27 protein-coding genes and 4 tRNA genes are annotated in these 26,204 nt (G+C 63.7%); 9 read left to right on the forward strand and 22 right to left on the reverse strand.

The features are described from left to right. Positions 1-77: 77 nt before the first annotated feature. Entirely contained in the window at positions 78-917 is an 840-nt protein-coding gene (locus tag OPV09_RS21425) for a M15 family metallopeptidase (RefSeq protein WP_338679325.1), read from the reverse strand. Positions 918-1,056: 139 nt separating this feature from the next. Here OPV09_RS21425 and OPV09_RS21430 point away from each other — a divergent pair, with 139 nt between their 5' ends. After that, positions 1,057-1,731, forward strand: coding sequence for a hypothetical protein (locus tag OPV09_RS21430; protein WP_338679326.1), 675 nt, complete (start codon positions 1,057-1,059; stop codon positions 1,729-1,731). A gap of 15 nt (positions 1,732-1,746) precedes the next feature. Here the strand turns inward: OPV09_RS21430 and OPV09_RS21435 are convergent, their stop codons facing one another. Next, on the reverse strand, positions 1,747-2,124 hold the full coding sequence (locus OPV09_RS21435; protein WP_034750152.1) for a VOC family protein: 378 nt from the start codon (positions 2,122-2,124) through the stop codon (positions 1,747-1,749). Further along, entirely contained in the window at positions 2,121-2,912 is a 792-nt protein-coding gene (locus tag OPV09_RS21440; protein ID WP_338679327.1) for an alpha/beta hydrolase, read from the reverse strand. The genes OPV09_RS21435 and OPV09_RS21440 overlap by 4 nt, the downstream gene beginning before the upstream one ends. Before the next feature lie 340 nt (positions 2,913-3,252). On the opposite strand from OPV09_RS21440, the gene OPV09_RS21445 reads away from it, so the two are divergent. Next, a complete protein-coding gene (locus tag OPV09_RS21445; RefSeq protein ID WP_223278793.1) occupies positions 3,253-3,636 on the forward strand; it encodes a hypothetical protein in 384 nt (127 codons plus the stop codon). Positions 3,637-3,756: 120 nt separating this feature from the next. Here OPV09_RS21445 and OPV09_RS21450 read toward each other — a convergent pair. Next, a tRNA-Asn gene (locus OPV09_RS21450) sits at positions 3,757-3,832 on the reverse strand. 259 nt (positions 3,833-4,091) lie between these two features. Here OPV09_RS21450 and OPV09_RS21455 point away from each other — a divergent pair. Continuing rightward, complete coding sequence (locus tag OPV09_RS21455; protein WP_070302264.1) at positions 4,092-4,799, forward strand: GntR family transcriptional regulator; 708 nt, start codon at positions 4,092-4,094, stop codon at positions 4,797-4,799. A gap of 81 nt (positions 4,800-4,880) precedes the next feature. Here OPV09_RS21455 and OPV09_RS21460 read toward each other — a convergent pair whose 3' ends face one another. From OPV09_RS21460 to OPV09_RS21485, 6 genes are all read right to left on the reverse strand, one after another. Further along, positions 4,881-6,179, reverse strand: coding sequence for an NCS2 family permease (locus OPV09_RS21460; RefSeq protein ID WP_070302267.1), 1,299 nt, complete (start codon positions 6,177-6,179; stop codon positions 4,881-4,883). A 68-nt stretch (positions 6,180-6,247) separates the two neighbouring features. Beyond that, positions 6,248-6,649: a GtrA family protein gene (locus tag OPV09_RS21465; protein ID WP_338679328.1), complete on the reverse strand. Its 402-nt coding sequence runs from the start codon at positions 6,647-6,649 to the stop codon at positions 6,248-6,250. 140 nt (positions 6,650-6,789) lie between these two features. Then, positions 6,790-8,250 carry a c-type cytochrome gene (locus tag OPV09_RS21470; RefSeq protein WP_338679329.1) on the reverse strand — a complete coding sequence of 487 codons (1,461 nt, stop codon included), beginning with the start codon at positions 8,248-8,250 and terminating at the stop codon, positions 6,790-6,792. Beyond that, positions 8,247-9,905, reverse strand: a complete 1,659-nt coding sequence (locus tag OPV09_RS21475; protein WP_338679330.1) for a GMC family oxidoreductase — start codon at positions 9,903-9,905, stop codon at positions 8,247-8,249. Before OPV09_RS21475 ends, OPV09_RS21470 begins: the two co-directional genes overlap by 4 nt. Beyond that, a complete protein-coding gene (locus OPV09_RS21480) occupies positions 9,902-10,561 on the reverse strand; it encodes a sugar dehydrogenase complex small subunit (RefSeq protein ID WP_338679331.1) in 660 nt (219 codons plus the stop codon). Before OPV09_RS21480 ends, OPV09_RS21475 begins: the two co-directional genes overlap by 4 nt. Positions 10,562-10,683: 122 nt before the next feature. Then, positions 10,684-11,688: a hypothetical protein gene (locus OPV09_RS21485; protein ID WP_338679332.1), complete on the reverse strand. Its 1,005-nt coding sequence runs from the start codon at positions 11,686-11,688 to the stop codon at positions 10,684-10,686. A 168-nt stretch (positions 11,689-11,856) separates the two neighbouring features. Between OPV09_RS21485 and OPV09_RS21490 the strand changes: the two genes are divergently transcribed. From OPV09_RS21490 to OPV09_RS21500, 3 genes are read left to right on the forward strand one after another with little or no spacing between them, the layout of a single operon-like run. Next, entirely contained in the window at positions 11,857-12,345 is a 489-nt protein-coding gene (locus OPV09_RS21490; protein WP_072452647.1) for a GNAT family N-acetyltransferase, read from the forward strand. Beyond that, positions 12,330-13,067 (forward strand): aspartyl/asparaginyl beta-hydroxylase domain-containing protein, encoded by a 738-nt coding sequence (locus OPV09_RS21495; protein WP_338679333.1) that lies wholly within the window; start codon positions 12,330-12,332, stop codon positions 13,065-13,067. Before OPV09_RS21490 ends, OPV09_RS21495 begins: the two co-directional genes overlap by 16 nt. Beyond that, positions 13,064-14,083, forward strand: a complete 1,020-nt coding sequence (locus tag OPV09_RS21500; RefSeq protein ID WP_338679334.1) for a sulfotransferase — start codon at positions 13,064-13,066, stop codon at positions 14,081-14,083. The genes OPV09_RS21495 and OPV09_RS21500 overlap by 4 nt, the downstream gene beginning before the upstream one ends. On the opposite strand, the gene OPV09_RS21505 is transcribed toward OPV09_RS21500, so the two are convergent. The 3 genes from OPV09_RS21505 to OPV09_RS21515 form a co-directional block, all read right to left on the reverse strand. Beyond that, positions 14,084-14,386: a hypothetical protein gene (locus tag OPV09_RS21505; RefSeq protein WP_338679335.1), complete on the reverse strand. Its 303-nt coding sequence runs from the start codon at positions 14,384-14,386 to the stop codon at positions 14,084-14,086. Between the two features lie 151 nt (positions 14,387-14,537). Further along, positions 14,538-14,613 (reverse strand) — tRNA-Asn (locus OPV09_RS21510). 73 nt (positions 14,614-14,686) lie between these two features. After that, positions 14,687-15,013: a Dabb family protein gene (locus tag OPV09_RS21515; protein WP_034750182.1), complete on the reverse strand. Its 327-nt coding sequence runs from the start codon at positions 15,011-15,013 to the stop codon at positions 14,687-14,689. Between the two features lie 163 nt (positions 15,014-15,176). Here OPV09_RS21515 and OPV09_RS21520 point away from each other — a divergent pair, with 163 nt between their 5' ends. Next, positions 15,177-16,130 (forward strand): alpha/beta hydrolase, encoded by a 954-nt coding sequence (locus OPV09_RS21520; protein ID WP_338679336.1) that lies wholly within the window; start codon positions 15,177-15,179, stop codon positions 16,128-16,130. A 51-nt stretch (positions 16,131-16,181) separates the two neighbouring features. Here the strand turns inward: OPV09_RS21520 and OPV09_RS21525 are convergent. From OPV09_RS21525 to OPV09_RS21535, 3 genes are all read right to left on the reverse strand, one after another. Next, positions 16,182-16,257 (reverse strand) — tRNA-Asn (locus tag OPV09_RS21525). A gap of 135 nt (positions 16,258-16,392) precedes the next feature. Next, positions 16,393-16,468: transfer RNA gene (locus OPV09_RS21530), tRNA-Asn, on the reverse strand. Between the two features lie 131 nt (positions 16,469-16,599). Further along, a complete protein-coding gene (locus tag OPV09_RS21535; protein ID WP_175444492.1) occupies positions 16,600-17,814 on the reverse strand; it encodes an aromatic amino acid transaminase in 1,215 nt (404 codons plus the stop codon). Between the two features lie 112 nt (positions 17,815-17,926). On the opposite strand from OPV09_RS21535, the gene uvrB reads away from it, so the two are divergent. Next, positions 17,927-20,020, forward strand: coding sequence for an excinuclease ABC subunit UvrB (gene uvrB / locus OPV09_RS21540; protein ID WP_338679337.1), 2,094 nt, complete (start codon positions 17,927-17,929; stop codon positions 20,018-20,020). Between the two features lie 134 nt (positions 20,021-20,154). Here the strand turns inward: uvrB and OPV09_RS21545 are convergent, their stop codons facing one another. After that, positions 20,155-20,649, reverse strand: coding sequence for a DUF3224 domain-containing protein (locus tag OPV09_RS21545; RefSeq protein ID WP_252867359.1), 495 nt, complete (start codon positions 20,647-20,649; stop codon positions 20,155-20,157). A gap of 56 nt (positions 20,650-20,705) precedes the next feature. Between OPV09_RS21545 and OPV09_RS21550 the strand changes: the two genes are divergently transcribed. After that, a complete protein-coding gene (locus OPV09_RS21550; RefSeq protein WP_338679338.1) occupies positions 20,706-21,548 on the forward strand; it encodes a helix-turn-helix domain-containing protein in 843 nt (280 codons plus the stop codon). Here OPV09_RS21550 and denD read toward each other — a convergent pair. Genes denD through ltnD form a run of 5 tightly spaced genes read right to left on the reverse strand, consistent with a single transcriptional unit; the run spans position 21,545 to position 26,199 of the window. Continuing rightward, positions 21,545-22,522 (reverse strand): D-erythronate dehydrogenase, encoded by a 978-nt coding sequence (gene denD, locus OPV09_RS21555; RefSeq protein ID WP_338679339.1) that lies wholly within the window; start codon positions 22,520-22,522, stop codon positions 21,545-21,547. The genes OPV09_RS21550 and denD overlap by 4 nt on opposite strands. A 2-nt stretch (positions 22,523-22,524) precedes the next feature. Next, positions 22,525-23,316, reverse strand: coding sequence for a 2-oxo-tetronate isomerase (gene otnI / locus OPV09_RS21560; RefSeq protein ID WP_338679340.1), 792 nt, complete (start codon positions 23,314-23,316; stop codon positions 22,525-22,527). A gap of 20 nt (positions 23,317-23,336) precedes the next feature. Further along, a complete protein-coding gene (gene otnC / locus OPV09_RS21565) occupies positions 23,337-23,981 on the reverse strand; it encodes a 3-oxo-tetronate 4-phosphate decarboxylase (RefSeq protein ID WP_338679341.1) in 645 nt (214 codons plus the stop codon). Next, positions 23,978-25,279 (reverse strand): 3-oxo-tetronate kinase, encoded by a 1,302-nt coding sequence (gene otnK, locus OPV09_RS21570; protein ID WP_338679342.1) that lies wholly within the window; start codon positions 25,277-25,279, stop codon positions 23,978-23,980. The genes otnC and otnK overlap by 4 nt, the downstream gene beginning before the upstream one ends. Then, on the reverse strand, positions 25,276-26,199 hold the full coding sequence (gene ltnD / locus OPV09_RS21575; protein ID WP_338679343.1) for an L-threonate dehydrogenase: 924 nt from the start codon (positions 26,197-26,199) through the stop codon (positions 25,276-25,278). Before ltnD ends, otnK begins: the two co-directional genes overlap by 4 nt. Positions 26,200-26,204 lie beyond the last annotated feature (5 nt).

Genomic DNA, 26,204 nt, shown 5'->3' on the forward strand with positions numbered 1-26,204 from the left:
GGTCATTGACGCTGCGCAATCAAGCTTGCAGCGGTGAAATTCGGGGCCGCACGCGGCGCTAGAATGGCTGGCGCGGCTTACTTGCCCAGCACGCGCGGTTGCGGCAATTCCGTGTGGCCAAAATCCATCATGGTCCAGCGTCCGCCCCAGCGCAGGCCCACCGATTCGGCCGTCACGCCATATAAACGGTAGCCGCGCATGGCCCAGGCATTTTTTTCAGAAATGATGAGCTTTCCTTCATGCATGAATGCGCAATCGGCCGCCAGGCCATACTGGTGATAGCTTTGAAACGCCCTCGCGTTCGTCACGTTCGGGCCGGCCGCCGCCAATTGATCCTGGCGCGCCGGGCTGCGATAGCCTTCCAGCAAGACCATATCGTAACCATGCACGTCTTTCATGATCTTGAAGACCAGCAGCAAGCGCTGCGCGAAATCGTGATCGAGCAATTGCCAGTTGCGGCTGGCGCCGCCCAGCAGCGGGCGCAGCTGCGTTACTTCCGCCGTGGAAAACAGCAGCGGCGGCAAGGTCGGTGGCGGCACAAGTTGCTCGCCCTTCAGCAAGTCGCTGACCTGGTCGTTGATGACGTGTTGCTGGTCGGCATAACCGCGCAGGGCGATGCGGTCGCTGGACAGCCAGGCCAGCAGCGGCGGCACGATGACCAGCACGCTGCCTGCCAGGCTCAGCCAGCGATGCCGCCACAGCAGTTGCCAGACGCGCGCCATGCCCGAGCCCGTGTGTTGCTGCACGCGCTGCCACTGCGCGCCGCCGCCCCGCTGCACCCCCTGTGCACGCCGCTGCATGCGCCAGCCCAGGTTGACGAGCGTGTGCAGCACGATGGCGCGGCCGCCGGGAAACAGCAGCAGCCAGCAGGCAAGACAGGCGAGCAAGAAATACATCAGGACCAGGGCGACGAACATGGGGCGCTCCGTGACGGGAATCGGCGGGGCCGGGCAATCCATTGCTCGGCGGTATCGCTAGATCGTAGGCGTGCGCGGCCCGCATGGGCGCGGTTTACATCAAGGTCAGTTGAATTTGATCCACTGCGGAGGTGATATTTTGTCTTTACTGAAAACCGGGGATGGCCAGGCGCGCGGTCCTGACCTGCTGAGCAAGGCCGGCGCGGCTGGCGCGCGCATCGAAGGCAATGGCATCCTGTCGCAGCTCGAGCACGGCACCGCCGCGCCTGTGGCCAAGCCAGCCCTTCGCTGGCGCCCCGGCTGGCGGCACGGAGCCGCTGGCGCGCTATGCCTGGCGGTGCTGATCACGGCCGTGCTCGCCTACGACATGGACGTCCCGCCGCTGCCGCCGGCGCCCGCCATTGCCACGGCGACGCCCGCAATACCGGCGCCAACGGTGCTGCAATACCCGGCGCCCCCGGTGCAGGCCGCCACCATCGTCAATACGGCGGGGCCGCCCTTGCCCGAGGTGGCAGCCGTGAGCGCGCCACGCAAGGTGCTAGCGCCCGTGCGCCAGGCGGCCGCCCGCCCACAAGGCGCGAAGCCGGCTGCCGCGCCCGGCGACAGCGACGTCGCCTTGCTGACGGCGATGGTGGCCCATGCGCACCGGCAAGCAGGCACGGCGTTACCCGCGCGCGACGTGGTGCTGCGCAAACAGGACGAGGAAACGGCGGACCTGTTGCAGCGCTGTCAGCAGTTGGGCCTGATCGAAGGCATGCTGTGCCGCTCACGCATCTGCTCGGGCCGCTGGGACAGCGATCCCGCCTGCCATTGAGCGTCGGGGTGAACCTCAGGCGCGCTCGGACACTTCGATCAGATTGCGGTCCGGGTCGCGCAGATACACGGAGCGGATGGGCCAGTTGGCGCCCGTGCGGGCCACCGGCCCTTCCTCGATGGCAATCCCCAGCGCCGCCAAATGGGCGATGAACACGTCGAGCGGGACGGCGGCGATGAAGCACAGGTCCAGCGCGCCGGGCGTGGGCAAATCCGCTTTGGGCAGGAATTCCTTGCCGGCCTCATGCAGGTTGATTTTTTGCGCGCCAAACTTGAAGGCATGGCGGCCGGCGCCAAACGTTTCGATCTGCATGCCCAGCACGCGCGTATAGAAATCGATGCAGGCAGCCTTGTCGCGGGTGGTCAGTACCAGGTGATCGAGGTGGTCTATCATGCCGTTCTCGGGTGAATGGCCGCGTCCATGCGGCCCTGCAAAAAGCCTTCCATCAGCGCCAGCAATGCCTGCGGCTGCTCCTGGTGCGGCGTATGGCCGCACTGCTCGACCATGGCGGGCATGGCGTTGAGCGCCTGCGCCACGATGGTTTCGACCTGGGCCGCGCTGCCGTACTGGTCCTCGCTGCCCTGCACCACCAGCGCCGGGCATTCGACGGAAGGCAGCAGATACTCGATGTTCCAGAATTGGAAGCCATAGCTGAGCCAGGTGTCCGACCAGGCCTTGAAAATGGTCTCCGTCTTGTCGCCATGGTATTTCGCCAGCGCGCGCAGCTTGCCCGCGCCAAACGCCGCGTCCGCCTCGCGTATGCCATCGAGCGTGATGCCTTCGACAAACACATGCGCCGCCTCGGTGATGATCCCGCGCAAGCGCGGCGGCTGCTGCGCCGCATAGATCAGGGCGATGCTGCCGCCATCGGAGTGGCCGACGAGAAAATGGTCCTGTCCCGGCAGCAGTGCCGCCAGCACTTGCGGCAACTCGCACAGCGCGTAGTCGTGCAGATAATGGAGCTGGCGGCGCGCCGCCAGCGGCGACGACTGCCCATAGCCGTGGCGGTCGTACAGCAAGCCGCGGCATCCCGTCGCCTGGCATAGCTGCGCGGGAAAATCTTTCCACATCGCACAGCAACCGAGTCCCTCGTGCAGGAAGACCAGGCAGGGCTTGGCGGGGTCGCCTTCGATCAATTCGTAATAGATATCGGTTTCGGCACTCAGGTTCAGTATCGGCATGGGCTAGGCTCGCAACGGGTTCCGTATCGGCAGGTCGGCTGGGCCTATTGTGCCATTGTCCTGCGCGGCATGCGTGGCGCCCCCATAAAAATAGCCTGTCGGAAAAGTTCTTGCCGTCTGCCTGCAAGGTGTTTGCGCCAGCACAAGCGAGCGCCGCTTTTCCAGCGGCACAGCGCGCTTTCTACGCCTGTGTATGTCTAGAATGAATTACTCCAACAGCATGGAGCAGGCGGCTACCTTATCAGCCCGGACGTGACACTGGCCGTCACGGCAACACAGATAGGGCGTTTTGCCGCACAACGACAGGCGCGGTGTCCAAACTATCGATGAGGAGTACATCATGGAAATGAAAGTAGAAAATCACACGGGCAGCAACCTGGCCCCGGAAACCACCGACCTGCCGCTGGAGCAGGACGGCCAGGCCTCGCAAGACGCGGCCGCACAGGACCTGAACCTGAGCGCCGCCGCCTTCACCACCTACTACACGTGGACGGCCAATGGCGTGCATCCTTCGGTCAACTTCGCCAACGCCAACGTGAAGGCCAATTCGCGCGTATTGCTCAACATCAGCGAATATGGCGCCACTCCCCAGAACCGCTTCATCGGCTCAGCCCGCATGGCCGTGTACAACATCGCGCCATATAACGGCGGCTTCCGTGCCTGGGTGGATATCTCGTGGGGCAGCCCGCTGAAGGTGCGTTTCGACGTGTTTGTGGATCCCTGATCAGGGAACACCGCGCGTGCCGTTGATGCGCCGAGGCGATAACTAGCGTGAACGGGAAACCGTGTGCGCATGACAAAAAAGGCCACGTGTTGCCACGTGGCCTTTTGCTGCTGCTTGTTCTGGCTCCCCGACCTGGACTCGAACCAGGGACCTGCGGATTAACAGTCCGTCGCTCTACCAACTGAGCTATCAGGGAAAGGAGGCCGAATTATATACGTCAAAATTTCCCATGTCCAGTTGTTGCTGCATGGCCAGCAAAACTGGCCGCCAGGGAGCAAGCCTCGCCGGCTGGCTGCGCCCGTCTGCGTGGCGCCACGCAAGATAGTAGAATAGCCAGGCCTTGCCGACACGCAAGGCGCACAACGGCATGCCGGCAGCGGAGCGTCGACCACGCCCCCGCGCAGACATGCGCTTGCAAGGCGCACCTTGCCCCTGGCTTACTGCTCTCACCCGACATGACAGAATCAAGCGCAACACTGGTGGACAATCCCGGCAGCGGCGACAGCTCGGCGGACATTGCCGCGCATATGGCGGCCGCCATCGTGGCACGCCAATTGCCACCCGGCACGCGGCTGCGCGAAGAGGCGCTGTGCCGGCTGTACGGCGTCAGCCGCACCAAGATCCGCGCCGCCCTGCTCATCCTCTCCAAAGACAAACTCATACGCATGGTGCCCGACAAGGGCGCCTTCGTCAGCCAGCCGACCGAAGCGGAGGCGCGCGACATCTTTGCCGCCCGGCGCATCATCGAGGCGGCACTGGCGCGCGAATTCGTTGCGCGGGCCAAGCCTGCCGACTACAGGATGCTCGAGCGCCACCTGAAAGCGGAACGCCAGGCGCTGGCCCAGGCGACGCCGCTGCGCTCGCAACTGCTGGGCGACTTCCACGTCTTGCTGGCCGATATCGCCGGCAACGCCGTGCTGCGCGACATCGTGCGCGAACTGGTGGGCCGCAGTTCGCTCATCACCATGCTGTACCAGTCGGGCCATGATGCCGCCTGCTCGTGCGACGAGCACGGCCGCTTTCTCGAGGCTGCGCGCAGCGGCGACGCGGACCTGGCGGCGCGCCTGATGGTCGAGCATTTGGCGCACGTGGAAGCGGCCCTGCGCTTCGACGGCAGCGCCGGCGAGGCCAAAAAAGACCTGGTGGCGGCGCTGCTGATGTAGGCTGCGCCATCAAAAAAGGCCGCCGGTGCGGATGCACGGGCGGCCCTGTCATTGCGGCGGCAAACCCGCTATTCGCCCACGCTATTCGCCCAAGTAGATAAACTTGAACAGGAAGATGGCGGCGATGATGTAAGCCACTACGGACACCTGCTTGCCCTTGCCCGTCAGCAGTTTCAATACGGCATAGGTGATGAAGCCGAAGGCGACGCCGCTGGCCACAGAATACGTAAATGGCATCATCAGCGCCGTGATGGCGGCGGGAATGCTTTCCGTGCTGTCATCCCAGTCGATGAAAGTCAATTCGCGCAACATCAAACAAGCCACGTACAGCAACGCGGGCGCCGTCGCGTACGGCGGCACCGTGTGCGCCAGTGGGGCGAAGAACAGGCTGCCCAGGAACAGCAGCGCAACAGCCACGGCCGTCAAGCCCGTGCGTCCGCCCGCTTGCACGCCGGCCGCGCTTTCCACGAAGGCCGTCGTGCTCGACGTGCCCAGGCAGGCGCCGGCCGCAATGGCCGTGCTGTCGGCCAGCAAGGCCTTGTTCATGCGTTCCATCTTGCCGTCTTTCAGCAGACCGGCACGGTTGGCCACGCCCATCAGGGTGCCCGTCGCATCGAACAGTTCGACCAGGAAAAACACCAGCACCACGTTGACGATGCCGATCGACAGCGCGCCCATGATGTCTAGCTTGAACAAGGTCGGCTCGATGGCCGGTGGCGCCGAGACGATGCCGTTGAACTGGTTGCCGCCAAAGAAGAAACTGGCAATCGTGATGGCGAGGATGCCGATCAGGATGGCGCCCGGCACTTTCAGGCGGTCCAGCGCGACGATGATGAAAAAGCCGAGGATGGCCAGGATGGGCGCCGCCTGGTGCAAGTCGCCCAAGGCGATGATCGTGGCCGGGTTCGACACCACCACGCCGGCGCTTTTCAGGGAAATGATGGCCAGGAACAAGCCGATACCCACGGTGATCGCCGTGCGCAGCGCGGGCGGGATGCTGTTGATGATCATCTCGCGCACCTTGAACAGGCTCACCAGGATAAACAGGCAGCCGGAAATGAAAACGGCGCCCAGCGCCACTTCCCAGCTCATGCCCATGCCCTTGACCACCGTGTACGAGAAATACGCATTCAAGCCCATGCCCGGCGCCAGCGCGATCGGGTAGTTCGCGTACAAGCCCATGATCAGGGTGCCGATGGCGGCCGCCAGGCAGGTGGCGACAAAGACGGAGTCTTTCGGCATGCCCGCGTCGCCGAGGATGGACGGGTTGACGAAGATGATGTAGGCCATCGTCAGGAACGTGGTCAGGCCGGCCAGCAGCTCCGTGCGCACATTGGTCCCGTTGTCCTTCAGTTTGAAATAGCGTTCCAGGAACTGCATGATTAACCCCTTGTTTTGGTAAAACCGCGCGCCTGGTCTTGGCCTAGCGCATTTTTTCTTGCAACTATTTACTTGGTCGCTGCGCCAGCCGGTTTGAAGGCCCACCAGCGGCTGCCCGCAAAATTCCAGACCAGCCCGATGCCCGTCGCCAGCACCTGCGCCAGCCAGTAATACCAGCCCAGTTGGTGTACCAGCAGCCACATCAGGCCCGTATTGATGCACCAGCCGATGCCCAGCAAGGTGAAGTACTTGGAAGCCGCCTCGCCATGGCCCTTGTCGCTTTTAAACGTGAAAAAGTAATTGAGGATGTAGTTGACGACGGAACCGAGGATGTAGCCGATGCCGGATGCGGCGGCGGCGCTGATGCCGGCCCATTCCACGCCGCCCCACAGCACGCTGTATTGCACGGCCGTGCCGGAAGCGCCGACGGCGGCGAAACGTATAAATTGGTGATGCAGGGAATGGGACATTGTCAATTTTCAAATATGGCGAACACTCTCGCCAGGATCGGGCCAGAATAAAAAATGGCTACGATTGCTCGTAACCATTTTTCAGCCTGCATTTTACTGCAAGTTGCGCCCAACGTTCATATTCGCCGCCGTTTCGACACTTATTCCTTGCGCTGGCTGCGCCGGCGCAGCCATATAAACAGCGCGATCAGCAGCAGGATGCCCACGATGCCGCCCGGCAGCATGAACGGTTGCGCCCGCGCCAGCACGGGTTTCTCGCCACCGCTGCGCGCCTGCGCCACGTAGGCGGGCGTGACGGACACGTCCGGGTTGCCGTACTGTTTCAATACATAATTGGCAATCGACGCGATCTGCTCGTCCGTCAAGGGCTGCACGTACGAACGCTGGTCGAAACGGGGCATGAACGCTTCGTGCTCTTCCCCTTCGATCTTGCGCTCGACGCCAAACAAGATGGCCGACACCAGGTTGGCCGGCGTGTTGCCGCCCGTCGCCGTGTTGTTGAACAGGGCGGGATAGCTTTGCCCCGTGCTGCCCGCGCCGCTGGCCGAGTGGCAGCTGGCGCAGTAGCCGGAAAACAGCACCGCGCCGCTGTTGAGCGAATGATGCTCGGTGGAACTGGCCATGCCGCGCAATGCCGATTCTTCGCTGGCCGCGCTGCCATGGCTGAAGGCAGCTTTCGTCTGGCCCGGTGCACGCACGGGCGGCACCGTGCGCAGCCAGGCCACGATGGCGGCCACGTCGTCGTCGCGCAGAAATTGCAGGCTGTTCTGGATGGCTTCGGCCATGCCGCCCGCCGCCTGCCCCTTGCCTTCCACGTGGCCCGTCTTCAGGTAGGCGGCGATTTCCGCATCCGTCCACGCGCCGATGCCGCTGACCTTGTCGGACGTGATGTTCGGTGCATGCCAGGAGCCGAGTGAGGCGCCGGCCAGGGTCTGGCTGCCGATTTCCGCCATCAGCGCATTGCGCGGCGTATGGCAGGCGCTACAGTGCGCCAGGCCTTCGGCCAGGTAGGCGCCCCGGTTGATCTGCGCGCTTTTCGTTGCGTCCGGCACGAAGCGCTTATTGTCGAGGAACAAGGTATTCCAGCCCAGCATCGACAGGCGCACATTGAACGGGAATGGCAGGGCCGTCTGGCGCGCCGGCTCATCGACGGGCTTGACGGCCTGCATGAAGTAGTAATACAGGTCGCCCACGTCCGCATCCGTCAGCTGCGCATAGCTGGTGTAGGGCATGGCCGGATACAGGTGGCTGCCATCGGCGCGCACGCCTTCGCGCAGGGCGCGCGCAAAGTCGGCTTCCGTGTAGTGGCCGATGCCGCCTTTTTTCGACGGCGTGATATTCGTCGCGTAGATCGTACCCAGCGGCGAATCGATGGCGTAGCCGCCCGCATACGGCTTGCCGCCCGCTGCCGTATGGCAGGCCATGCAGTCGGCGGCGATGGCCAGGTAGCGGCCCCGTTCGAGGCGCGCATTGGGCTTGGCGGGCACGGGCGCGGCCGGGCGGTCCGGCGTCAGGGTGACGGGCGGCACCGGTGGCGCAGCGTGCGCGGCCAGCGGCAAGCTGGCCGCCAGGGTCAGGCTCAGCAATAAACGGCGCATCATGCGGCCTCCCTTGCCAGGGTGCGGGCGATGTCGTCGGCAGCGCGCAAACCGAGCGCGGCCATGCTGAGGGTGGTGTTGACGACGCTGGCCGACGGCATGGCGCCGCCACCGGGCAGCCACAGGTTGGCGTGATCGTGGGCGCGGCAATTGCCATCGACCACGGAGTCAAGACGATTCGAACCCATGATGACGCCACCCATGATGTGGTTATTCGCGTTCAGGCTGTCGGTGATATGGAATTCCACGGCGCCGAACAGCTTGCCGATGTGCTTGAGCTGCGCATGCGCGGCCTTCGCGCCATCGCGCACGTAGTCGCCCACGTCATAGTAAATATCGGGGCAGGCCAGGCCCAGCGGGTCCTTGCGCGTCTTGCTCAGGGTCAGGCGGTTGTGCGCTTCGGGCAGCGGTTCCAGGCTGATCGACAAGTCCACGCCGAACGCGGCGCGGCGGCGGATTTCATCGTCGAGGTCCTTGCCCACCAGGCCCAGCTTCAAGGACTGCTGGGTAGCAGGTCCGACCCTCGTGATGTTATTGAGGATCATCTTGTTGGCAGAATACTGCGCACGGAAGGCGCCGTCGCGCGGGCCCACCAGGCAGCTGCTTTGCGCGGGGCCACGGCCCGTCCAGATCGGTTCATTGGCGAGGAAGGTACAGTGGAAACCCGAGTGGTCCATCATGTTGCGGCCCACCTGGTCAGAACTGTTGGCGATGCCGTTCTGATTGTTCTTGTTCGCCGCCAGCAGCAGCAAACGCGGCGTTTCGATGCCATTGCAGGCAATCACGAAAGCCTTGCCCGTCGCCATGTGCGATTGTTTCTTGGCGTCATACCAGTGCACGGCCGTCACTCTGTTGTTGTGGTCCGTGTCGATGCGGTAGACGACGGCCTCGGCCAGCACGCCAGCGCCCTTCAGCTCGGCCCGCTCCACGTGGTGGATGCCGTTGTACATGGCGCCGATGGGGCAGATCGGCTGGCAATTATTATTGCCGCAGCAGGTGGGACGGCCTTGCCATGGGCGCGTCGAACGGCCTTGCGGAATCGGCACGGAACGGTAGCCGTGCGGGTTGACCACTTCGGCGAAGCGCTTGTCGCCATAGCCCCAGGGCACCATGTCCATCGGGTATGGCGCGCTGCGCTCGCTCGGCGATTGCAGCGCAGGATCGTTGGGGCCGGCCACGCCCATTTCCTGCTCGGCGCGGCAATAGTACGGCTCCAGCTCATCGTAGGAAATGGCCCAGTCGCGCCCTACCCCGTAATCGCTTTTCATGCGCATGTCGGATGGCAAGTGGCGCCAGCACGATGCGGCCCAGTGCCAGGTCGTGCCGCCCACCGTGCGCAGATAGCCCTGCTGGAAACTGCTGCCGTTGGGGCCGGACACTTCCACATAGTTATTCTTCGGAAAATACAGCGGCGCGGGGGCATTCTCCGCCTGCGGATACAGGCCCTGGAAGTCGGAACCGACGCGGTTTTCGAACGGCATGTTGCGCCAGTTTTCCACGGCTTGCCCCCGCTCGATGCGCAGGCCCGCTTCCAGCATGATCACGGAATGGCCTTGGGCGGCCAGCTGGTCGGCCATCATGGCGCCGACGACACCCGTGCCGACGATGACGACATCGGCGACGACGTCGCCATTACTCTTGAATTGGGGTGATTTCATTTTGCTTGCTTGCCTTTCGGTTCAGGGGTGCCGGTGGTGGCCGGGGCCGGTACGGGTTTCGGTTCCACGGGCGCGGAGACGCGCACGGCCGGCGGCGCCTTCAGCCACCACAGGGGGCCGTAATTGCAGTAAGTCGGCACGACCTGGCCATCGGCCACCGTGCGGTACATCAAGGCCTCGGCGTAGGCGACGACGATGGATTTCGTGCCCTGCGCCGCGTTGCCGGCGACGGTGCCCGTGTACCAGGCGGCGACGATGGCCAGCGCCAGCTCGCGCAAAGCCGCATCGGTAGCGGTGGCGGCCGCCAGCAAGGTCTTCGCTTCCTGGCCCGTGACGAGCAGCGCGCCCAGCTGCGGCAAGCGCTCGGCGAAGCCGGGCACGTTGCTGCGCATGGCTTGCTCGATGCGCGCCGCCGTCGCGGCGGACAGATCGCGGTGGCCCGTGATCGTTTGCGACAGGGTGTAGAACAGCATGGTGGCGGGCGCCAGGCCGGCAGCCGGCGCGCTGGCCGGCGCCTGCATGGCGGCGGACAGGGGATTGCTCCAGAAACCAGCCTGCGCCAGCAACGCAGCCAGGCCGATCAGGGCGTGGCGGCGGCTGATGCGGGGAAGGGATGAAACGGATGTTGCAGATGGTTCAGTGTCTGGATGGTTCATGAGACTCCCGCAAGACTTGTTGTTTTATTGACTTCGATGATTGCGCCACATTGCATTTGCGCATAAATGGAACCGGTTCCACATTATCCTACAGAAGTAAATTGTCTGCCAATGTAGTATTACTACTGAGATATTGGCTCGGGCAATTCCTGTTTTTCACGCAGGCAAAACGCCAGTCCTGGCTGGCCGCCCAGGCGGTAATGGAAGTCGAGCACGCTGCCGCCAGCCAACGAGGGCTTGCCCGGCAAAGGCAGTGGCAGGTTCAGGCTGCACTCATGGTCGCCCAGGACGATGTCGCCATGCACGCGGATGCGCGTGAGCAAACGCGGCGCCTGCTCCAGCACGTCAGGCAGGCGGATGCTGGCGGCGGGCAGCGTGTCGCCCCGCTCCCCCTGCCAGGCGCGCATGGCGTCCGCGTCGAGCGCAAACACGGGGCCCCAGTCCGTGCACGGCTCGCCGGGGCTGCGCCGGTCCAGGCCCAGGTGCACGGTGACGGCCGCCGGCAGCAGCGCCGCCGCAGGCGCTTGCGCGTGCAGGTTGCGCAGGATGGCGACCTGCGGCTCCTTGCCCAGCGCCGTATTCATGGTTTCGCTGACGATCACGTCCGGCATGGCGCCCGCAGGCATTTGATAGGCGGCCGCGTCGGCGCAGATGTATTCGTCGATGTGGCTGTCCAGGCCCAAGGCGGCGATCAGTTCGCGCGCATAGTCCAGGGTTTCCATATGCACGTCGAGGATGGCAAACTGCACCTGGGTCGCACTCAGCACGGCCATCACCGGCAGGGCCAGCAGTGCGAACGGGCCGCAGCCCGCATACAGCACGCGCACGGGCCGCCCACCGTTCACGGCCAGCCGCTCGCGCACGGCCTGCGCCAGACCCTGGATGAAGGCGGCGCTGCGGTAGGGCTCGCGCGCGCACAGGCCCGCCTGCACGGGCGAGATGGCCCAGCCGCTGGGGAGAAAACTTTCGCCGTCGCGCAAGCCGTCCTGCCGGTCCATGGGCAAGCGCGAATGGCGCTCGACGAGCTGGCGCAGCCGCACCGTTTCGCCGACCAGGCTGGCCAGCGAACGCTGCGGATCGCACAGCGCGGCCGCCATGGCGGCCAGTTCCACGCGCGCCGAAGTCACGCGCAACTCCACGGGCAACTCCACGGAAAAGGCGGGATAAAGACAGAATGCATGGCGGCTTCCTTGAAATGATTGCAAGTGCGCGGAAAAATTGGCAGCATAGCAAATAAATAAACGCCTGCGCATTTGGCACCATCGCCCCCATCGCCACCACCTACCGGAGCACCGATGCACGACTTGCCGCTTTCCGCCCCCTACCAGTTGCGCGTCCAGCGCGACGACGACGATGGCTTTGCCGCCGCGCTGTACAGCTCCACGCGCGACGACTTGCGCCAGATGCCGGCCGATCCCGCCGTGATCGAGCAGCTGATCGCCATGCAGCAGCGCATGCAAAGCCACGGCTATCGTCAGGCGTATCCGCACGCCGCGTATCTGGTGCTGCAGCACGGCGACACGCCCATCGGCCGCCTGGTGCTGGACCGCCATGATCAGGTGCTGCATCTGGTCGACATCGCCATCCTGCCCCCCGCGCAAGGCCAGGGCGCAGGCAGCGCCGTGCTGCGCGGCCTGCAGGCGCAAGCGAGCGCGCAGCAATGCCGTATCCACCTTGCTGTCAACAAAAGCAACACCGCCGCGCGCGCGCTGTACCAGCGGCTGGGCTTTCGATTATGCGGGGAAAACGACGTCCAGGAACAACTGGAATGGAGCGCGCCATAGTGGCGGCGCCGATTCCGCCCAGCACCTGGCTGCGGCTGCCGCTGCGCTTTGACGTGGCGCGCATGCAGCGCGACAGCGACCAGTTCGCCGCCGGCGAGTGGCTCCCTCATTTCAATACGGGCGCCTATGACCAGGGCTGGAGCTGCGTGCCGCTGCGCTCGCCCGGTGGAGCAGCCGGCGACATCATGCCCGTCGACGGCGCCGCCTATGCCAGCACACCGCAACTGGCGCGCTGCCCCTGCCTACGCGAGGTGCTCGCCAGCTTCGCCTGCGAGATCCGCGCCGCGCGCCTGATGGCTCTGGCGCCAGGCGCCATCATCCGCGCCCACCGCGACGCCGGCACGTCGCTGGCCGATGGCTTGATCCGCATCCACATTCCCATCCACACTACGCCCCAAGTGCTGTTCAGCATCGACGGCGAGAACGTGCACTTCGCGGCCGGCCACGCCTGGTACATGGACGCCAGCTGCCTGCATGCGGTGCGCAACGATGGCGCCGCGCCGCGCATCCACCTCGTGCTCGACTGCATCACCAATGCCTGGCTCGAAACGCTGTTCGCCTCGGCCGGCTTCGTGCCGAAAGCGGCCCATAAATATGGCGACCCCAGCATCAACGATGGCAATGTGCGGGCCGTCATCGCCCAGCTGCGGCTGTCACCCTCGCCCGCCAGCTTGGCGCTGGCCAGCCAACTGTCCGCATTGGCAGACGGGAGCGCGCCGTGAACGCCACGCCAGGCCTGGCCCAGCAGGAACGCTTGCTGGCCAAAGGCGAGACGGTGGCATGGCACGAAGGCATGGACTTGCGCGGCTGGTATCCGCTGTATGTGGAGCGCGGCGAGGCGCTGGAGGATGCCGCCATGTGCTGGCGCGAGCTGGGGGACACGGCTTTCAGCGACGCCTTCTTTGTCAATACCCTGGCGCGCCAGCCGCATGAGGAGCGCCGCGTCTGCCGCACGCCGCTGGCCGCGCTAACCATGATGGCCACGCTCGGCAATGGCTTGGCGCCCGACGCCTTCATCTTCCACGTCTCGCGCTGCGGCTCGACCCTGCTGAGCCAGCTGCTGTCGTCCTTGCCACAGTGCATCGTCATGTCCGAGCCGCCCGTGATCGACTCGCTGCTGCGCCTGCATCACGATGGCATGGCGGGCAGCGACGGCATCGCCCTGCTGCGCCAGGCTATCCTGGCCCTGGGCCAGCGCCGCACGGGCGAAGAGACACATTTCTTCATCAAGTTCGATTGCTGGCACATCCACAGCCTGGACTTGCTGCTGCAGGCGTTTCCCGGCACGCCCTGCCTGTTTGTCTACCGCGAACCGCTGGCCGTGCTGGCCTCGCACCAGCGCCAGCGCGGCCCGCAAATGGTTCCCGGCATGCTGCACCCGACACAGCTGCCGCTGCCCCCGCACCAGCTGGCGCCCGGCGATATCGATGGCTATACGAGCCTCGTGCTGACCAGCCTGTTCGACGCAGCCCTGCCCCATGCCGCCGCCGGCCAGCTGCAGTTAATTCACTACAAGCAATTGCCAGATATCGTGTTCAGCGATGTATTGGCCCGCCTGGGCATCGCCCCCACGCCGGCACAGTTGCAAGCGATGCGCGCGCGGAGCGGCGTGCATGCGAAATACGGCACGGCCTACCACGGCGATCCGCCAGTGGCCGCAGCCAGCGGCCTGGCCGCCATCGCCGCGCAAGTGCAGCCCGGCTATCTGGCGCTGGAAGCGTTGCGCACGGGGCAATAGTCACAGCGCGGCGGCATTGTCCTCGCGCCACTTGCGCACCATCTCGCTGCTGATTTCCCGTTCATAGCAGATGGGAGCGTAACCGCCCTTCCGGCTCCATGCGCTGCGTCCCCCGCAAGCGCTGCCATTCTTGGCGGCATTGTAGGGACAGGGGCAGCGGCCAGGATAGGCGGCAATCGACTCGGCGATGATTTGCTGCTTGACCTTCGCTTCCGATGGCGGCTGACGCCCTTGGCCGCCGGCAAGGGGCGCGTAGGCCGTGCCGGCGGCCAGCATCAGCAGCAGGGCGCAGAGATTCTTCATAGGAAAGTTGTTTTCATCAAAAGGCAGCAAACGTGCCAAGCAAGTATGACAGATGCTTTTCGGCAAATCAGCGTGAAATGTCACGAGAACCATGGCCGCAATGCAAAAAGCCCAACCGTGAAGGCTAGGCTTTTTGATGCTGCTGCTGTTCTGGCTCCCCGACCTGGACTCGAACCAGGGACCTGCGGATTAACAGTCCGTCGCTCTACCAACTGAGCTATCAGGGAAAAGAGGCCGCATTCTATAGGGCAAATTTTCAGTTGTCCAGATTTACGCTGAAAAATTTACGCGCGGCGACACTCAGCCCGGATTTTCCCGGGGCTGATAGTCAAACACCAGCACCCGCCCCAGCCATGGCTTGAGCAGATCGACAAAGGCCAAGTGGGCAGGATGGGCCAGGTACACGTCGCGCGCGCTGGCGCCATCGAAGGTCAAGGTAAAGCAATCGGTAAAACCGTCATCGAGGCCTTCCGGGCTGACGTTCGGTCCCCATTCGAATTGCAGCACGCCGGGAATGCGGTGTTTAAGCTGGGAAAATTCATAGACCAGCTCGGCATGCTTGGCCGGTGTGATGTCCTCGAGAAAGTCACACAGGACGATATGGCGCAACGGAATTGAACAGGTCATGGTGGCAGCTCTCCTATGGGGTTACATTCAGGATAGCGCAAAACGAAAAAGCACACAGGCAGCGGCCCGCCACGCCACACATATTCTCTATATGCAACATGTTATTCGGATAATATCCCCCATGGACACCCCCCTACCCACAGGCCACCATCGATATCCGCCCATGACTAAGCTACTGGCAGTGCTATTCATCACCCTGATGCCATTTTCCGCAAGCAAAGCGCAAGCGCTCGCCATCGATGCGCTGCTGACACCGGACATCGGCGGGATCAAGCAGTTTGTGGAAATCAAGACAGATAACTCAAAAAAACCTGTTCTGCTCTTTTTATCGGGCGGACCGGGAAGTTCAATGCTGAAGAATGCGGATGCCTTCACCGCCATCCTGAAAAACAGATTTACGCTGGTGCAGTGGGATCAGCGCGATGCGGGAAAAACCCTGAAACTCAATCCGTCGCCTAGCCAGCCTTCCGTCGCGCAGATGAAGCAGGACACGTATCAGGTCATCACGTTTCTTCAAAAAGAGCTCAGGCAGGAAAAAATATACTTGCTGGGCAGCTCCTGGGGCAATGTGCTCGGTTTTCATATCGTCGAACAGCATCCGGAACTGCTGCATGCGTATTTCGCCGTCAATCCCGTCGTCAGTCAGCTGGCCAGCGAAAAGGAATTGCTGGCCAATTTGAAGGCGCATTTCCGGGACGATGCCACCGCCAGCAAGGAACTGGCGCAGGTGCATATTCCCTTTCAACAGGATGAAGACCTGTTTTACCTGCGCAAATGGCTTTTCCATCAGGAGGGTAAGGCTTTTGCGACCAGCGATGGCTTCAAGACCGGCTTTCTGCAATGGTCCAAGGCCTGGTCTCCCGTATGGAACGAAGTGATGCACATCGATTTGCCGAAGACCTTGAAGAAAGTCGACTGCCCGGTCTATTTCTTCGTTGGCAAGAACGACATCCAGACGTCCACCCGCATCACGCAAGACTATTTTGAGCAGCTGCAGGCACCAAGGAAGGGGCTGTTTGTATTTGAACAATCGGGACACCAGATACACCAGGATGAACCGGAAAAATTCCAGCAGGCGATCATTGGGACCCTGCCGGCACCAATCGCGGCGCGCTGAAATGCAAAAAGCCCAACCGGTAAAGGCTGGGCTTTCTGCTACTACGTGTTCTGGCTCCCCGACCTGGACTCGAACCAGGGACCTGCGGATTAACAGTCCGTCGCTCTACCAACTGAGCTATCAGGGAAAAGAGGCCGTATTATATAGGCCAAAGCTGGCCCTGTCCAGATTTCCATAGGGAAAATCTTATCTTGCCGCAAGCCACACGCCGGCGCCGCAAAAACAAAAAAGGCCACGTTTTTCAACGTGGCCTTTCGAATTCTGGCTCCCCGACCTGGACTCGAACCAGGGACCTGCGGATTAACAGTCCGTCGCTCTACCAACTGAGCTATCAGGGAAAAGAGGCAATATTATATGTCGCTTGTTCCATATTTGCAAGACCGACACTGCATCATCACAAACACGGCCATCGCCGACTTTCTACCGCCATCAGCGCCGCACTTGCATGCAGCGCCGAAGAAGCAAGATATTAAAGCACTTTGGCGATCGCGTCAATGACGATGTCGATATTGCGCGAGTTCAATGCTGCCACGCAGATACGGCCCGTGTCGACGGCGTAGATCGATTGCTCTCGCAAGGACGCCACCTGCTCCTTGGTGAGACCCGAGTACGAGAACATGCCGATTTGCTGGCGCACGAATTCGAAGTCGTGGCCTGGCGCCTTGGCTTTCAGCTTTTCCACGAAGGCATTGCGCATTTCACGGATGCGCACGCGCATGCCGGCCAGTTCCTCTTCCCACAACTGGCGCAGTTCTGGCGTAGCCAGCACGGTGGCGACCACCTTGCCGCCGTGTACTGGCGGATTCGAGTAGTTGGTGCGCACGACACGCTTCAGCTGCGACAGCAAACGGGCCGCTTCGTCGGCGCTTGAGGCGACGACGCTCAGGGCGCCCACGCGCTCGCCGTACAGCGAGAACGATTTCGAGAACGAATTCGATACCAGCAGCGGGCCGCCCGCGTCGGCGAAGCGGCGCACCACGGCGCCGTCTTCGGCGATGCCGTTGGCGAAGCCTTGGTAGGCCATGTCCAGGAACGGCACCAGGCCGCGCGAGGTCACCACGCTGATGATCTGATCCCACTGGGCCACGCTCAGGTCGGCGCCGGTCGGGTTGTGACAGCACGCGTGCAGCACGACGATGGAGCCGGCTGGCATGGCGTTCAGGCTGGCCAGCATGCCGTCGAAGTTCACGCCATGGGTGGCGGCATCGTAGTAGGTGTAGTTATTGACGACGAAACCGGCGTTCTCGAACAGCGCGCGGTGGTTTTCCCAGCTCGGGTCGCTGATGTAGACTTGCGCGCCCGGCGCGAAACGCTGCAGGAAGTCGGCACCGATCTTCAGTGCGCCCGTGCCGCCGATGGCTTGCACGGTGACGGCGCGGCGCTCTTGAATTACGGCGCTATCGGCGCCAAATACGAGTTCTTGCACAGCCTTGTCGTAGGCGGCAAGGCCTTCGATCGGCAGATAGGTGCGTGGCGCCGCCTGTTCGATCAGGATGGCTTCCGCCTTGCGTACGCAAGCTAACAGAGGCACTTTGCCGTTGTCGTCATAATAGACGCCAACGCCCAGATTGATTTTGGCGGGATTCTGGTCCGCGTTAAATGCTTCGGTGATGCCCAGGATCGGGTCGCGTGGGGCCATCTCGATGGCGCTAAACAGACTGGCAGAAACAGTTGGGTTCGTCATGATAAGATTGGATTCGATTGGAAGCAGGTTCACAGCGGAGTTGTAGACAGCGCCCCAAAATACAACGCCAGGGCCGCCAGCAGAGCACTATTCTAACAAAGGTCTGATTCACATGCCCGAATTATCTACCGCCAGCGAGGCGGAAAGCGCAATTATCTCTTTCCCGGACTCCCCGTTCAAGCTGCACCAGCCCTTCCCTCCGGCCGGTGACCAGCCCACGGCAATCGACCAGTTGTCAGAGGGGATTGCCGACGGACTGGCCTTCCAGACCCTGCTGGGCGTGACCGGTTCGGGCAAGACCTACACCATGGCCAACGTCATCGCGCGCATGGGCCGGCCCGCCATCGTCTTTGCGCCGAACAAGACCCTGGCCGCGCAGCTGTACAGCGAGTTCCGCGACTTTTTCCCGCAAAACGCGGTCGAATACTTCGTCAGCTACTACGATTACTACCAGCCTGAAGCCTACGTGCCGCAGCGCGACCTGTTCATCGAAAAGGACTCGTCGATCAACGAGCATATCGAGCAGATGCGCCTGTCGTGCACCAAGTCGCTGATGGAACGGCGCGACGTCATCATCGTCGCCACCGTCTCGGCCATCTACGGTATCGGTAACCCGAACGAATACCACCAGATGATCCTGACGTTGCGCGTCAAAGACAAAGTCGCCCAGCGCGACGTCATCGCGCGCCTGATCCAGATGCAGTACACGCGCAACGAGGTCGATTTCGGCCGCGGCACCTTCCGCGTGCGCGGCGATACCATCGACATCTTCCCCGCCGAGCATGCGGAGCTGGCCGTGCGCCTGGAAATGTTCGACGACGAAATCGAATCGATCCAGCTGTTCGACCCGCTGACGGGCCGCGTACGCCAGAAAATCCCCCGCTTCACCGTGTATCCGGGCTCGCACTATGTGACGCCCCGCTCCACCGTGCTGCGCGCCGTGGAAACCATCAAGGACGAGCTGCGCGAGCGCCTCGAGTTCTTCCGCAAGGAAAATAAACTGATCGAAGAGCAGCGGCTCGAGCAGCGTACGCGCTTCGACCTGGAAATGATGGCGGAAATCGGTTTCACCAAGGGTATCGAGAACTACTCGCGCCACCTGTCCGGCGCGCTGCCGGGCGAACCGCCGCCGACCCTGGTCGACTACCTGCCGCCCGACGCCATCATGTTCCTCGACGAGTCGCACGTGCTGACGGGCCAGTTGAGCGCCATGTACAACGGCGACCGCTCGCGCAAGACGAACCTCGTCGACTACGGCTTCCGCCTGCCGTCGGCGCTCGACAACCGGCCCTTGAAATTCGAGGAATTCGAGCAGAAGATGCGCCAGACCGTGTTCGTCTCGGCCACGCCGGCCGAATACGAAAAGACGCATTCCGACCAGGTGGTCGAACAGGTCGTGCGGCCCACGGGCCTGGTCGACCCGCAGATCATCGTGCGCCCGGCCAGCAGCCAGGTGGACGACCTGATGTCGGAAATCGTCGAGCGCATCAAGAAGGACGAACGCGTGCTGGTGACGACCCTGACCAAGCGCATGTCCGAGCAATTGACGGAATACCTGGGCGACCATGGCATCAAGGTGCGCTACCTGCACAGCGATATCGAAACGGTGGAGCGCGTGGAAATCCTGCGCGACCTGCGCCTGGGCACGTTCGACGTGCTCGTGGGGATCAACCTGCTGCGCGAGGGCCTGGACTTGCCGGAAGTGTCGCTGGTCGCCATCCTCGACGCGGACAAGGAAGGCTTTTTGCGCTCCGAGCGCAGCCTGATCCAGACCATCGGCCGCGCCGCGCGTAACCTGAACGGCACGGCAATTTTGTACGGCGACCGCATCACGGACTCCATGCGCCGTGCCATAGACGAGACGGAACGCCGCCGCGCCAAGCAGATCGCCTTCAATACGGCGAATAACATCATCCCGATCGGCGTGAAGAAATCGATCCGCGAAATGATCGACGGCGTCTACAGCCCGCAGGAAGCGCGCGAAACCCTGCAAGTGGCGCAGGAAGCGGCCAAGTTCGAAGCCATGAGCGAGAAGCAGGTCAGCAAGGAAATCAAGCGCCTGGAAAAACTGATGGTCGACCACGCCAAGAACCTCGAGTTCGAAAAGGCGGCGCAAGTGCGCGACCAGCTGCATATCCTCAAGCAGCAGCTGTTTGGCGCACCGGGCACCGACAATGTGGCATCGATACTGGGTAGGTCGGATTAGGCCCTGCGGGCCGTAATCCGACAACATCGTTGGCGCCGGTGGCGGTGTCGGATTACGCGGCCTTGCCGCTAATCCGACCTACTTGAAAAGCCTTGACCGCACCAGCGCCTACAGATTGCTGTCCATGCTTTGCCCTACTCCGGCAGCGAATAGTCGATATCGTAGAAATGCTGGCCGTTTTCAATGCGGATGGCCAGCGTCCCGCTGATGCCCGTCAGTTGCCCCGTGCCGGAATGCGGCACGATGACGATGGACAGCTGCTGCTTGCCATCGGCCATGGTGCCCGCATGCTGCGCCACGAAGCTGCCTTCCCTGCCCTGCAGCACGCCCGTGATGGCTTCCATGGCGACGTAGCCGGCCGCGCCCTTGGTGTCGGTGACGGCGCTGAGCATCTCCCCCTTGGCCGTGGCGACCAGGTCGCCGGCATAGACTTTGTCGAGCAGTACCTTGCCCAAGGTCGTGCGCCCCGCACGCTGCGGCGCCGCGGATGGCGTCATGGTGATGCTGAAACTTCCCGTGGCGTGCACTGGCATGCGATGATCTCCCTCTGCAGACGAGGCGGCGCCGGCCGGCGCCACCGATAGACAACATGCGGCCAGCACCAGGCCGGACAAGCTGTGTGATTTCATGATCCCCTTTCAATCGATGCGAGAGAACCATCTTATTGCCGCGCAGGAGACAAATATTGGATAAAACCGACAACACGCGCAATGTGCTCGCCGCGCGCGGCCAGGCGCCGAAGGGCATCGTCGACCCGCAGGCGGCGGCGCGCCGCATACGGCTGGCGACCTATGCGCCGGACACCGCGCTGGCGCCGTTCGTCGAGTACTTCTGGGTGGTGGAATGGGACAGGCGGGGCTGCGCGCCGGAGACGCAGCGCGTGCTGCCGTACCCGAACGCTCACCTGGTGTTCGACCTTGGGCGCACGGCCATCCATGGCGTCGTGCGCGGCGCCTTTGACAGGCCGTTGACCGGTGCGGGCAAGGTGCTGGGCGTGCGTTTCGCGCCGGGCGGCCTGCGCCCGTTCATCAGCCAGCCCCTGTCGTCATTCACCGATACGACCATCGCCGCCGATGCCCTGCTGGACATGCCGGCAGGGCAAGCCGAGGCGCTCGTGCTGGGGCAAGCCGGCGATGCGGCCATGGTGGCGCAGGCACAGGCGTTGCTGCTGGCCAGGCTGCCGCAGGTCGATGACGCGGCCCTGCTGGCCGCCAGGCTGACTGCCGCGGCGGCGGCCCACAATGGCCCGGCGAGCGTGGCGCAGCTGTGCGAAAAAATGGATATCGGCGAACGCCGGCTGCAGCGCCTGTTCGCCAACTACGTGGGCGTGCCGCCGAAGTGGGTGATCCAGCGCTACCGCCTGCAGGAAGCGATCTGGCGCCTGGCGCAGCCCGATGCGCCCGACCTGGCCAGCCTGGCGCATGCACTGGGCTTTTTTGACCAGGCCCATTTCAGCCGCAGCTTTGTGGAGCTGGTGGGCAGCACGCCGCTCGACTATCGCCGCTCGCAACTGCCGACAGCCGCCTAGCCGGCCGCTTTCACGTCGTCGATATACGCGCGGATGATGCTGGCGAAATCCGCATCGGCCGTCAAGCCCAGCGCCTCGGCGCGTTGGGTATCCCAGGCGCCGGGCCAGCTCTTGACGATGCGCTCGACGGCCAGATCAGGCGCATAGCTGATGCGCTTTGTTACTTCGCTGCCGGCCACCTGTTCCAGTGCGGCGATCATCTCGCCCACGCTCACGCTCAAACCCGGCAAGTTCACCGTGCGGCTGGCTCCGAAGGCCTCGCCCGCCAGTTCATGGCCGGCGATCAGCGACGCGATGGCGCCGCGCGGCGACAGCAGCCACAGACGCAGATCGGTGGACACGGGGCACACGGCCGCCTCGCCATTCAACGGTTCGCGGATGATGCCGCTGGCGAACGACGATGCCGCCTTGTTCGGTTTGCCGGGACGTATGCTGATGGTCGGCAGGCGCAGCACGCGGCCGTCGACGAAGCCGCGGCGACTGTAATCGTTGAGCAACAATTCGCCGATGGCCTTTTGCGCGCCGTACGACGATTGCGGGTTCAGGGCGGTGGTGTCCTGCACCACGTCCGGCAGCTTGCCGCCGTACACGGCCACGGAACTGGTAAACACGACCTTCGGCTTGTGTCCCAGTTCGCGGCAGATGTCGAGCAGCAGTCGCGAGGCGTCAAGGTTGATGCGCATGCCCAGCTCGAAATCGGCTTCCGCCTGGCCGCTGACGATGGCGGCCAGGTGGAAGATCGAGCTGGTCTGCGCATCGATGGTGGCACGCATCAAGGCGCCGTCGGCGATGTCGCCCGTGACCACTTTGACGCGCGCATCGTTAAAGCCATGCGCGGCCACCACGTCGACCAGTACCAGCTCGCTGATCGTTTGCAACTGGCCGTGGCTGTCCGTCAGCTGGCCTTGCGCCAGCAACTGGCGCGCCAAGCGCTGTCCGAGGAAACCGGCGCCGCCGGTAATCAGTACTTTCATGTTCATGCTCCTTGTTTGTTGTTGTAAGCGGCCAGCCAGCCCAGGCCATCCTGAGTACGCCCGCGCGGACGGTATTCGCAGCCGATCCAGCCCTCGTAGCCGAGGTCATCCAGCAGTTTGAACAGATACGGGTAGTTGACTTCGCCATCGTCCGGCTCATTGCGCGCCGGGACGCTGGCGATCTGCACGTGGCCGATGCCGTCGAAGTTGTTCTTGAACGTCATGGCGATATCGCCCTCGACGATCTGCGTGTGGTAAAAATCCATCTGCACCTTGACGTTGGCCGCGCCCGACTCCAGGCGCAGCGCATGGCCCTGTGCCTGCGTGACGAGGAAGTAGCCGGGCATGTCGCGCCCGTTGATCGGTTCGATCAGCAGCTCAAGGCCATGCTCGCCCACGGCCTGGGCCGCGTACCGCAGGTTGGCCAGGTAGGTGGCGCGGTGCAGCTTGACGTCGGCGCCCACGGGCAGCAGGCCCGCCATCATGTGCACGCGCGGCGTGCCCAGCGCCAGCGCATACTCGATGGCGCGTGCCACGCCGGCACGGAATTCTTCTTCGCGGCCCGGCAGCGAAGCGATGCCACGCTCACCGGCCGCCCAGTCGCCCGGCGGCAGGTTGAACAGCACATTTAGCAAACCGTGCTCGCGCAGCCAGCCGGCCACTTCCTGCGGCGCGTGGTCATACGGGAACAGGAATTCGACGCCTTTAAAACCCGCTTGCGCGGCGGCGGCAAAGCGCTGCGGGAAAGGGACTTCGTTGAACATCATGGTCAAATTGGCGGCAAAACGGGGCATGCGGTATCTCCTTGGGAATCTTATATGTCGAGTTTGAACGTGTGCTTCAGGTCAGCGATCTGCGCCGCGTCGAGCGGACGCGTGGGCACGTCACGCAGCAGCAGGAACAGCTTGGCCGTCTCTTCCAGTTCCTCGGCCGCATACACGGCCGCTTCCAGGCTCGTGCCCGATACGACGGGACCGTGGTTGGCCAGCAGCACGGCCGAGTGCTTGCGCGCCATGGCGCTGATCGCACTGGCCAGCGCCGGGTCACCGGGCCGGTGATACGGCACCAGCGGCAAGCGTCCCACCTTCATCACGAAATATGGCGTGAGCGGCGGAATGCAGTCGTCATGGTTCAAGCCGCACATGCACGACACGGCGGCCGAATGGGTCGAGTGCAAGTGCACGATGGCGCCGGCGCTGCCCCGCTCTTCATACATGGCGCGGTGCAGGAACGCCTCTTTTGACGGCGGCGCGCCGCTGATCAAATTGCCGTCCCAATCGAGCTTGGACAATTGCGCGGGATCGAGCCGTCCCAGGCTGGCGTTCGTCGGCGTGAGCAGCCAGCCGTCATCCAGGCGCACGCTCAGGTTGCCGCTGCTGCCGGCCGTCAAGCCCCGCTCGAACAGCGACTTGCCGAAGTCGACGATCAGCTCGCGCTGGCGCGATTCGGTGGCGCTCATGCCAGCACCTGCCAGCCCTTGCTGAAAAAATCGACCGTGCCGAAATTGCCGGACTTGAGGGCCAGCGCCAACGGCGCCATGCCATCGTCGCCCGGCGCGGGCAAGGCTTGCGTCCACGGCACGCCGGGGTCGATTTCGGGGCCGATGCGCAAGCCCGCCACGCCCAGCGCTTTCACCACGGCGCCCGAGGTTTCGCCGCCGGCGACGATCAGCTGGCCCACGCCGAGGCGCACGAGGCCTTGCGCGATGGCGGCCAAGGTTTCCTCGACGAGGGCGCCGGCACGCTCCACGCCCAGCTGCGCCTGCACGGCGCGCACGGCGTCCGGCGTGGCCGTGGCATAGATCAGCACCGGACCTTGCGCCAGGTGCTCATCCGCCCATGCCAGCGCCTGCGCGACGACGGCATCGACTACTTCGCCGCCTGCGGCCAACTGCAGCGGATCGACGTGGAACGATGGTGCCAGTTCACGCAAATGCGCCACCTGCTGCTGCGTGGCCACCGAGCAGCTGCCCGAGATCACGGCGCGCAAACCCGTCGGCGGCGGCAAGCGTCCAGCCTGTCCCGCCGGCGATGGCGCCAGCTGTCCCCGCTGGCGGAAATTCTGCGGCAGTCCCAGTGCGATGCCGGAGCCGCCCGTGATCAGTTTCAAGTCCGCGCAGGCGGCGCCGATGGCTTCCAGGTCGCGGTTCGAGACGGCATCGACGACGGCGAAATGGCAGCCCTGGCCGCGCAAGTCCGTGAAGCGCTGGGCGATGGCGGCCGCGCCCTTCTCCACCACGGAGAAATCGGCCAGGCCTACCTTGGCTTGCACCTGCTGCTGCAGCACGCGCACCAGGTTCGAATCCGTCATCGGCGTCAGGGGATGGTCGCGCATGCCCGATTCGGCCAGCGGCACGTCGCCGACGAACAGGTTGCCCTTGTAGATGGTGCGGCCGTTGGCGGGGAATGCGGGACAGGCGATGGTGAAATCCGTATCGAGCGCCCGCATCAGCGCTTCGGCCACGTGGCCGATATTGCCGCACGGCGTGGAGTCGAACGTGGAGCAGTACTTGAAGTAGAACTGCTTGCATCCGGCTTGCTGCAGCCATGCCAGCGCGGCCAGCGATTCGGCCACGGCTTCCTCGGGCGCATTCGTGCGCGACTTGAGGGCGATGACGACAGCGTCGACGTCGGCTGGCGGCGGCCCTTGCGGCACGCCGATCAGCTGCACCGTGCGCATGCCGGCCTTGACCAGCATGCCGGCCAGGTCGGTGCCACCCGTGAAATCGTCGGCGATACATCCCAGTAGTACGGTCATGATGGTTCCTCTTGATTCAGTAACGCTTGCACCGGCAAAGTAATGCCCGGGAAAGTCTTGATGACGGCCGAGTCGTCCTCGCCGCCAAAACCTGCCGCCGACGCCTGCATGAACATCTGGTGCGCCGTGGCGGACAGGGGTAATGGAAACACGCTTTTCTTCGCGTAATCGAGCACGATGCCCAAATCCTTGACGAAGATATTCACGGCCGACAGCGGCGTGTAATCGCCCTTCAAAATGTGCGGCACGCGGTTCTGGAACATCCAGGAACTGCCGGCGCTGTTTGAAATGACTTCGTACAGGGCGTCCGGGTCGCAGCCGGCGCGCAAGCCCAGCGCCATCGCTTCGGCGGCGGCGGCGATGTGCACGCCGGCCAGCAACTGGTTGATCATCTTGACCTTCGAACCCTGCCCCGGCTGTTCGCCCAGGCGATACAGCTTGGCGCAGATGGCGTCGAAAATGCCGGCGCAAGCGTCGAACGCATCGGGCGCGCCGGCCGCCATCACCGACATTTCGCCGGCAGCCGCCTTGGCCGCGCCGCCGGAAATGGGCGCATCGATGAAGCGCAGTCCCATGGCCGCCAGACGCGCGCCGAGGGCCTCGGCAAACTCGGGCGCCACGGTGGCGCAGGCGATCACCACGCTGCCCGGCGCCAGGCTGGCAGCCGCACCGTGTTCGCCAAACAGCACGGCTTCCGTCTGCTGCGCATTGACGACGACGATCAGCAAGGCTTGTACCCGCGCCGCCAGCGCGGCCGGAGACTGCGCCGCATGGGCGCCCTGGCCGGCCAACGCTTGCACGGTGTCGGCGCGCACGTCGCAGGCATGTACTTCAAAGCCGGCGCGCAGCAACGATTGCGCGATGCCCATGCCCATGGCGCCCAGGCCGATCACGCCCACTTTTTTCATTTCTACGTTCATCTGCT

The sequence above is a fragment of the Janthinobacterium sp. TB1-E2 genome (assembly GCF_036885605.1).
In the GTDB taxonomy this organism is placed as follows: Bacteria; Pseudomonadota; Gammaproteobacteria; order Burkholderiales; family Burkholderiaceae_D; genus Janthinobacterium; species Janthinobacterium aestuarii.

Coding starts and splice junctions, on each gene's coding strand:
- ltnD (WP_338679343.1), bottom strand. CDS start 26,199: ATGAACGTAGAAATGAAAAAAGTGGGCGTGATCGGCCTGGGCGCCATG.
- OPV09_RS21520 (WP_338679336.1), top strand. CDS start 15,177: ATGACTAAGCTACTGGCAGTGCTATTCATCACCCTGATGCCATTTTCC.
- OPV09_RS21425 (WP_338679325.1), bottom strand. CDS start 917: ATGTTCGTCGCCCTGGTCCTGATGTATTTCTTGCTCGCCTGTCTTGCC.
- OPV09_RS21470 (WP_338679329.1), bottom strand. CDS start 8,250: ATGATGCGCCGTTTATTGCTGAGCCTGACCCTGGCGGCCAGCTTGCCG.
- OPV09_RS21460 (WP_070302267.1), bottom strand. CDS start 6,179: ATGCAGTTCCTGGAACGCTATTTCAAACTGAAGGACAACGGGACCAAT.
- OPV09_RS21495 (WP_338679333.1), top strand. CDS start 12,330: ATGGAGCGCGCCATAGTGGCGGCGCCGATTCCGCCCAGCACCTGGCTG.
- otnI (WP_338679340.1), bottom strand. CDS start 23,316: ATGCCCCGTTTTGCCGCCAATTTGACCATGATGTTCAACGAAGTCCCT.
- otnK (WP_338679342.1), bottom strand. CDS start 25,279: ATGACCGTACTACTGGGATGTATCGCCGACGATTTCACGGGTGGCACC.
- OPV09_RS21475 (WP_338679330.1), bottom strand. CDS start 9,905: ATGAAATCACCCCAATTCAAGAGTAATGGCGACGTCGTCGCCGATGTC.
- OPV09_RS21465 (WP_338679328.1), bottom strand. CDS start 6,649: ATGTCCCATTCCCTGCATCACCAATTTATACGTTTCGCCGCCGTCGGC.
- OPV09_RS21445 (WP_223278793.1), top strand. CDS start 3,253: ATGGAAATGAAAGTAGAAAATCACACGGGCAGCAACCTGGCCCCGGAA.
- OPV09_RS21455 (WP_070302264.1), top strand. CDS start 4,092: ATGACAGAATCAAGCGCAACACTGGTGGACAATCCCGGCAGCGGCGAC.
- OPV09_RS21515 (WP_034750182.1), bottom strand. CDS start 15,013: ATGACCTGTTCAATTCCGTTGCGCCATATCGTCCTGTGTGACTTTCTC.
- uvrB (WP_338679337.1), top strand. CDS start 17,927: ATGCCCGAATTATCTACCGCCAGCGAGGCGGAAAGCGCAATTATCTCT.
- otnC (WP_338679341.1), bottom strand. CDS start 23,981: ATGAGCGCCACCGAATCGCGCCAGCGCGAGCTGATCGTCGACTTCGGC.
- OPV09_RS21480 (WP_338679331.1), bottom strand. CDS start 10,561: ATGAACCATCCAGACACTGAACCATCTGCAACATCCGTTTCATCCCTT.
- OPV09_RS21545 (WP_252867359.1), bottom strand. CDS start 20,649: ATGAAATCACACAGCTTGTCCGGCCTGGTGCTGGCCGCATGTTGTCTA.
- OPV09_RS21490 (WP_072452647.1), top strand. CDS start 11,857: ATGCACGACTTGCCGCTTTCCGCCCCCTACCAGTTGCGCGTCCAGCGC.
- OPV09_RS21535 (WP_175444492.1), bottom strand. CDS start 17,814: ATGACGAACCCAACTGTTTCTGCCAGTCTGTTTAGCGCCATCGAGATG.
- denD (WP_338679339.1), bottom strand. CDS start 22,522: ATGAAAGTACTGATTACCGGCGGCGCCGGTTTCCTCGGACAGCGCTTG.
- OPV09_RS21435 (WP_034750152.1), bottom strand. CDS start 2,124: ATGATAGACCACCTCGATCACCTGGTACTGACCACCCGCGACAAGGCT.
- OPV09_RS21505 (WP_338679335.1), bottom strand. CDS start 14,386: ATGAAGAATCTCTGCGCCCTGCTGCTGATGCTGGCCGCCGGCACGGCC.
- OPV09_RS21440 (WP_338679327.1), bottom strand. CDS start 2,912: ATGCCGATACTGAACCTGAGTGCCGAAACCGATATCTATTACGAATTG.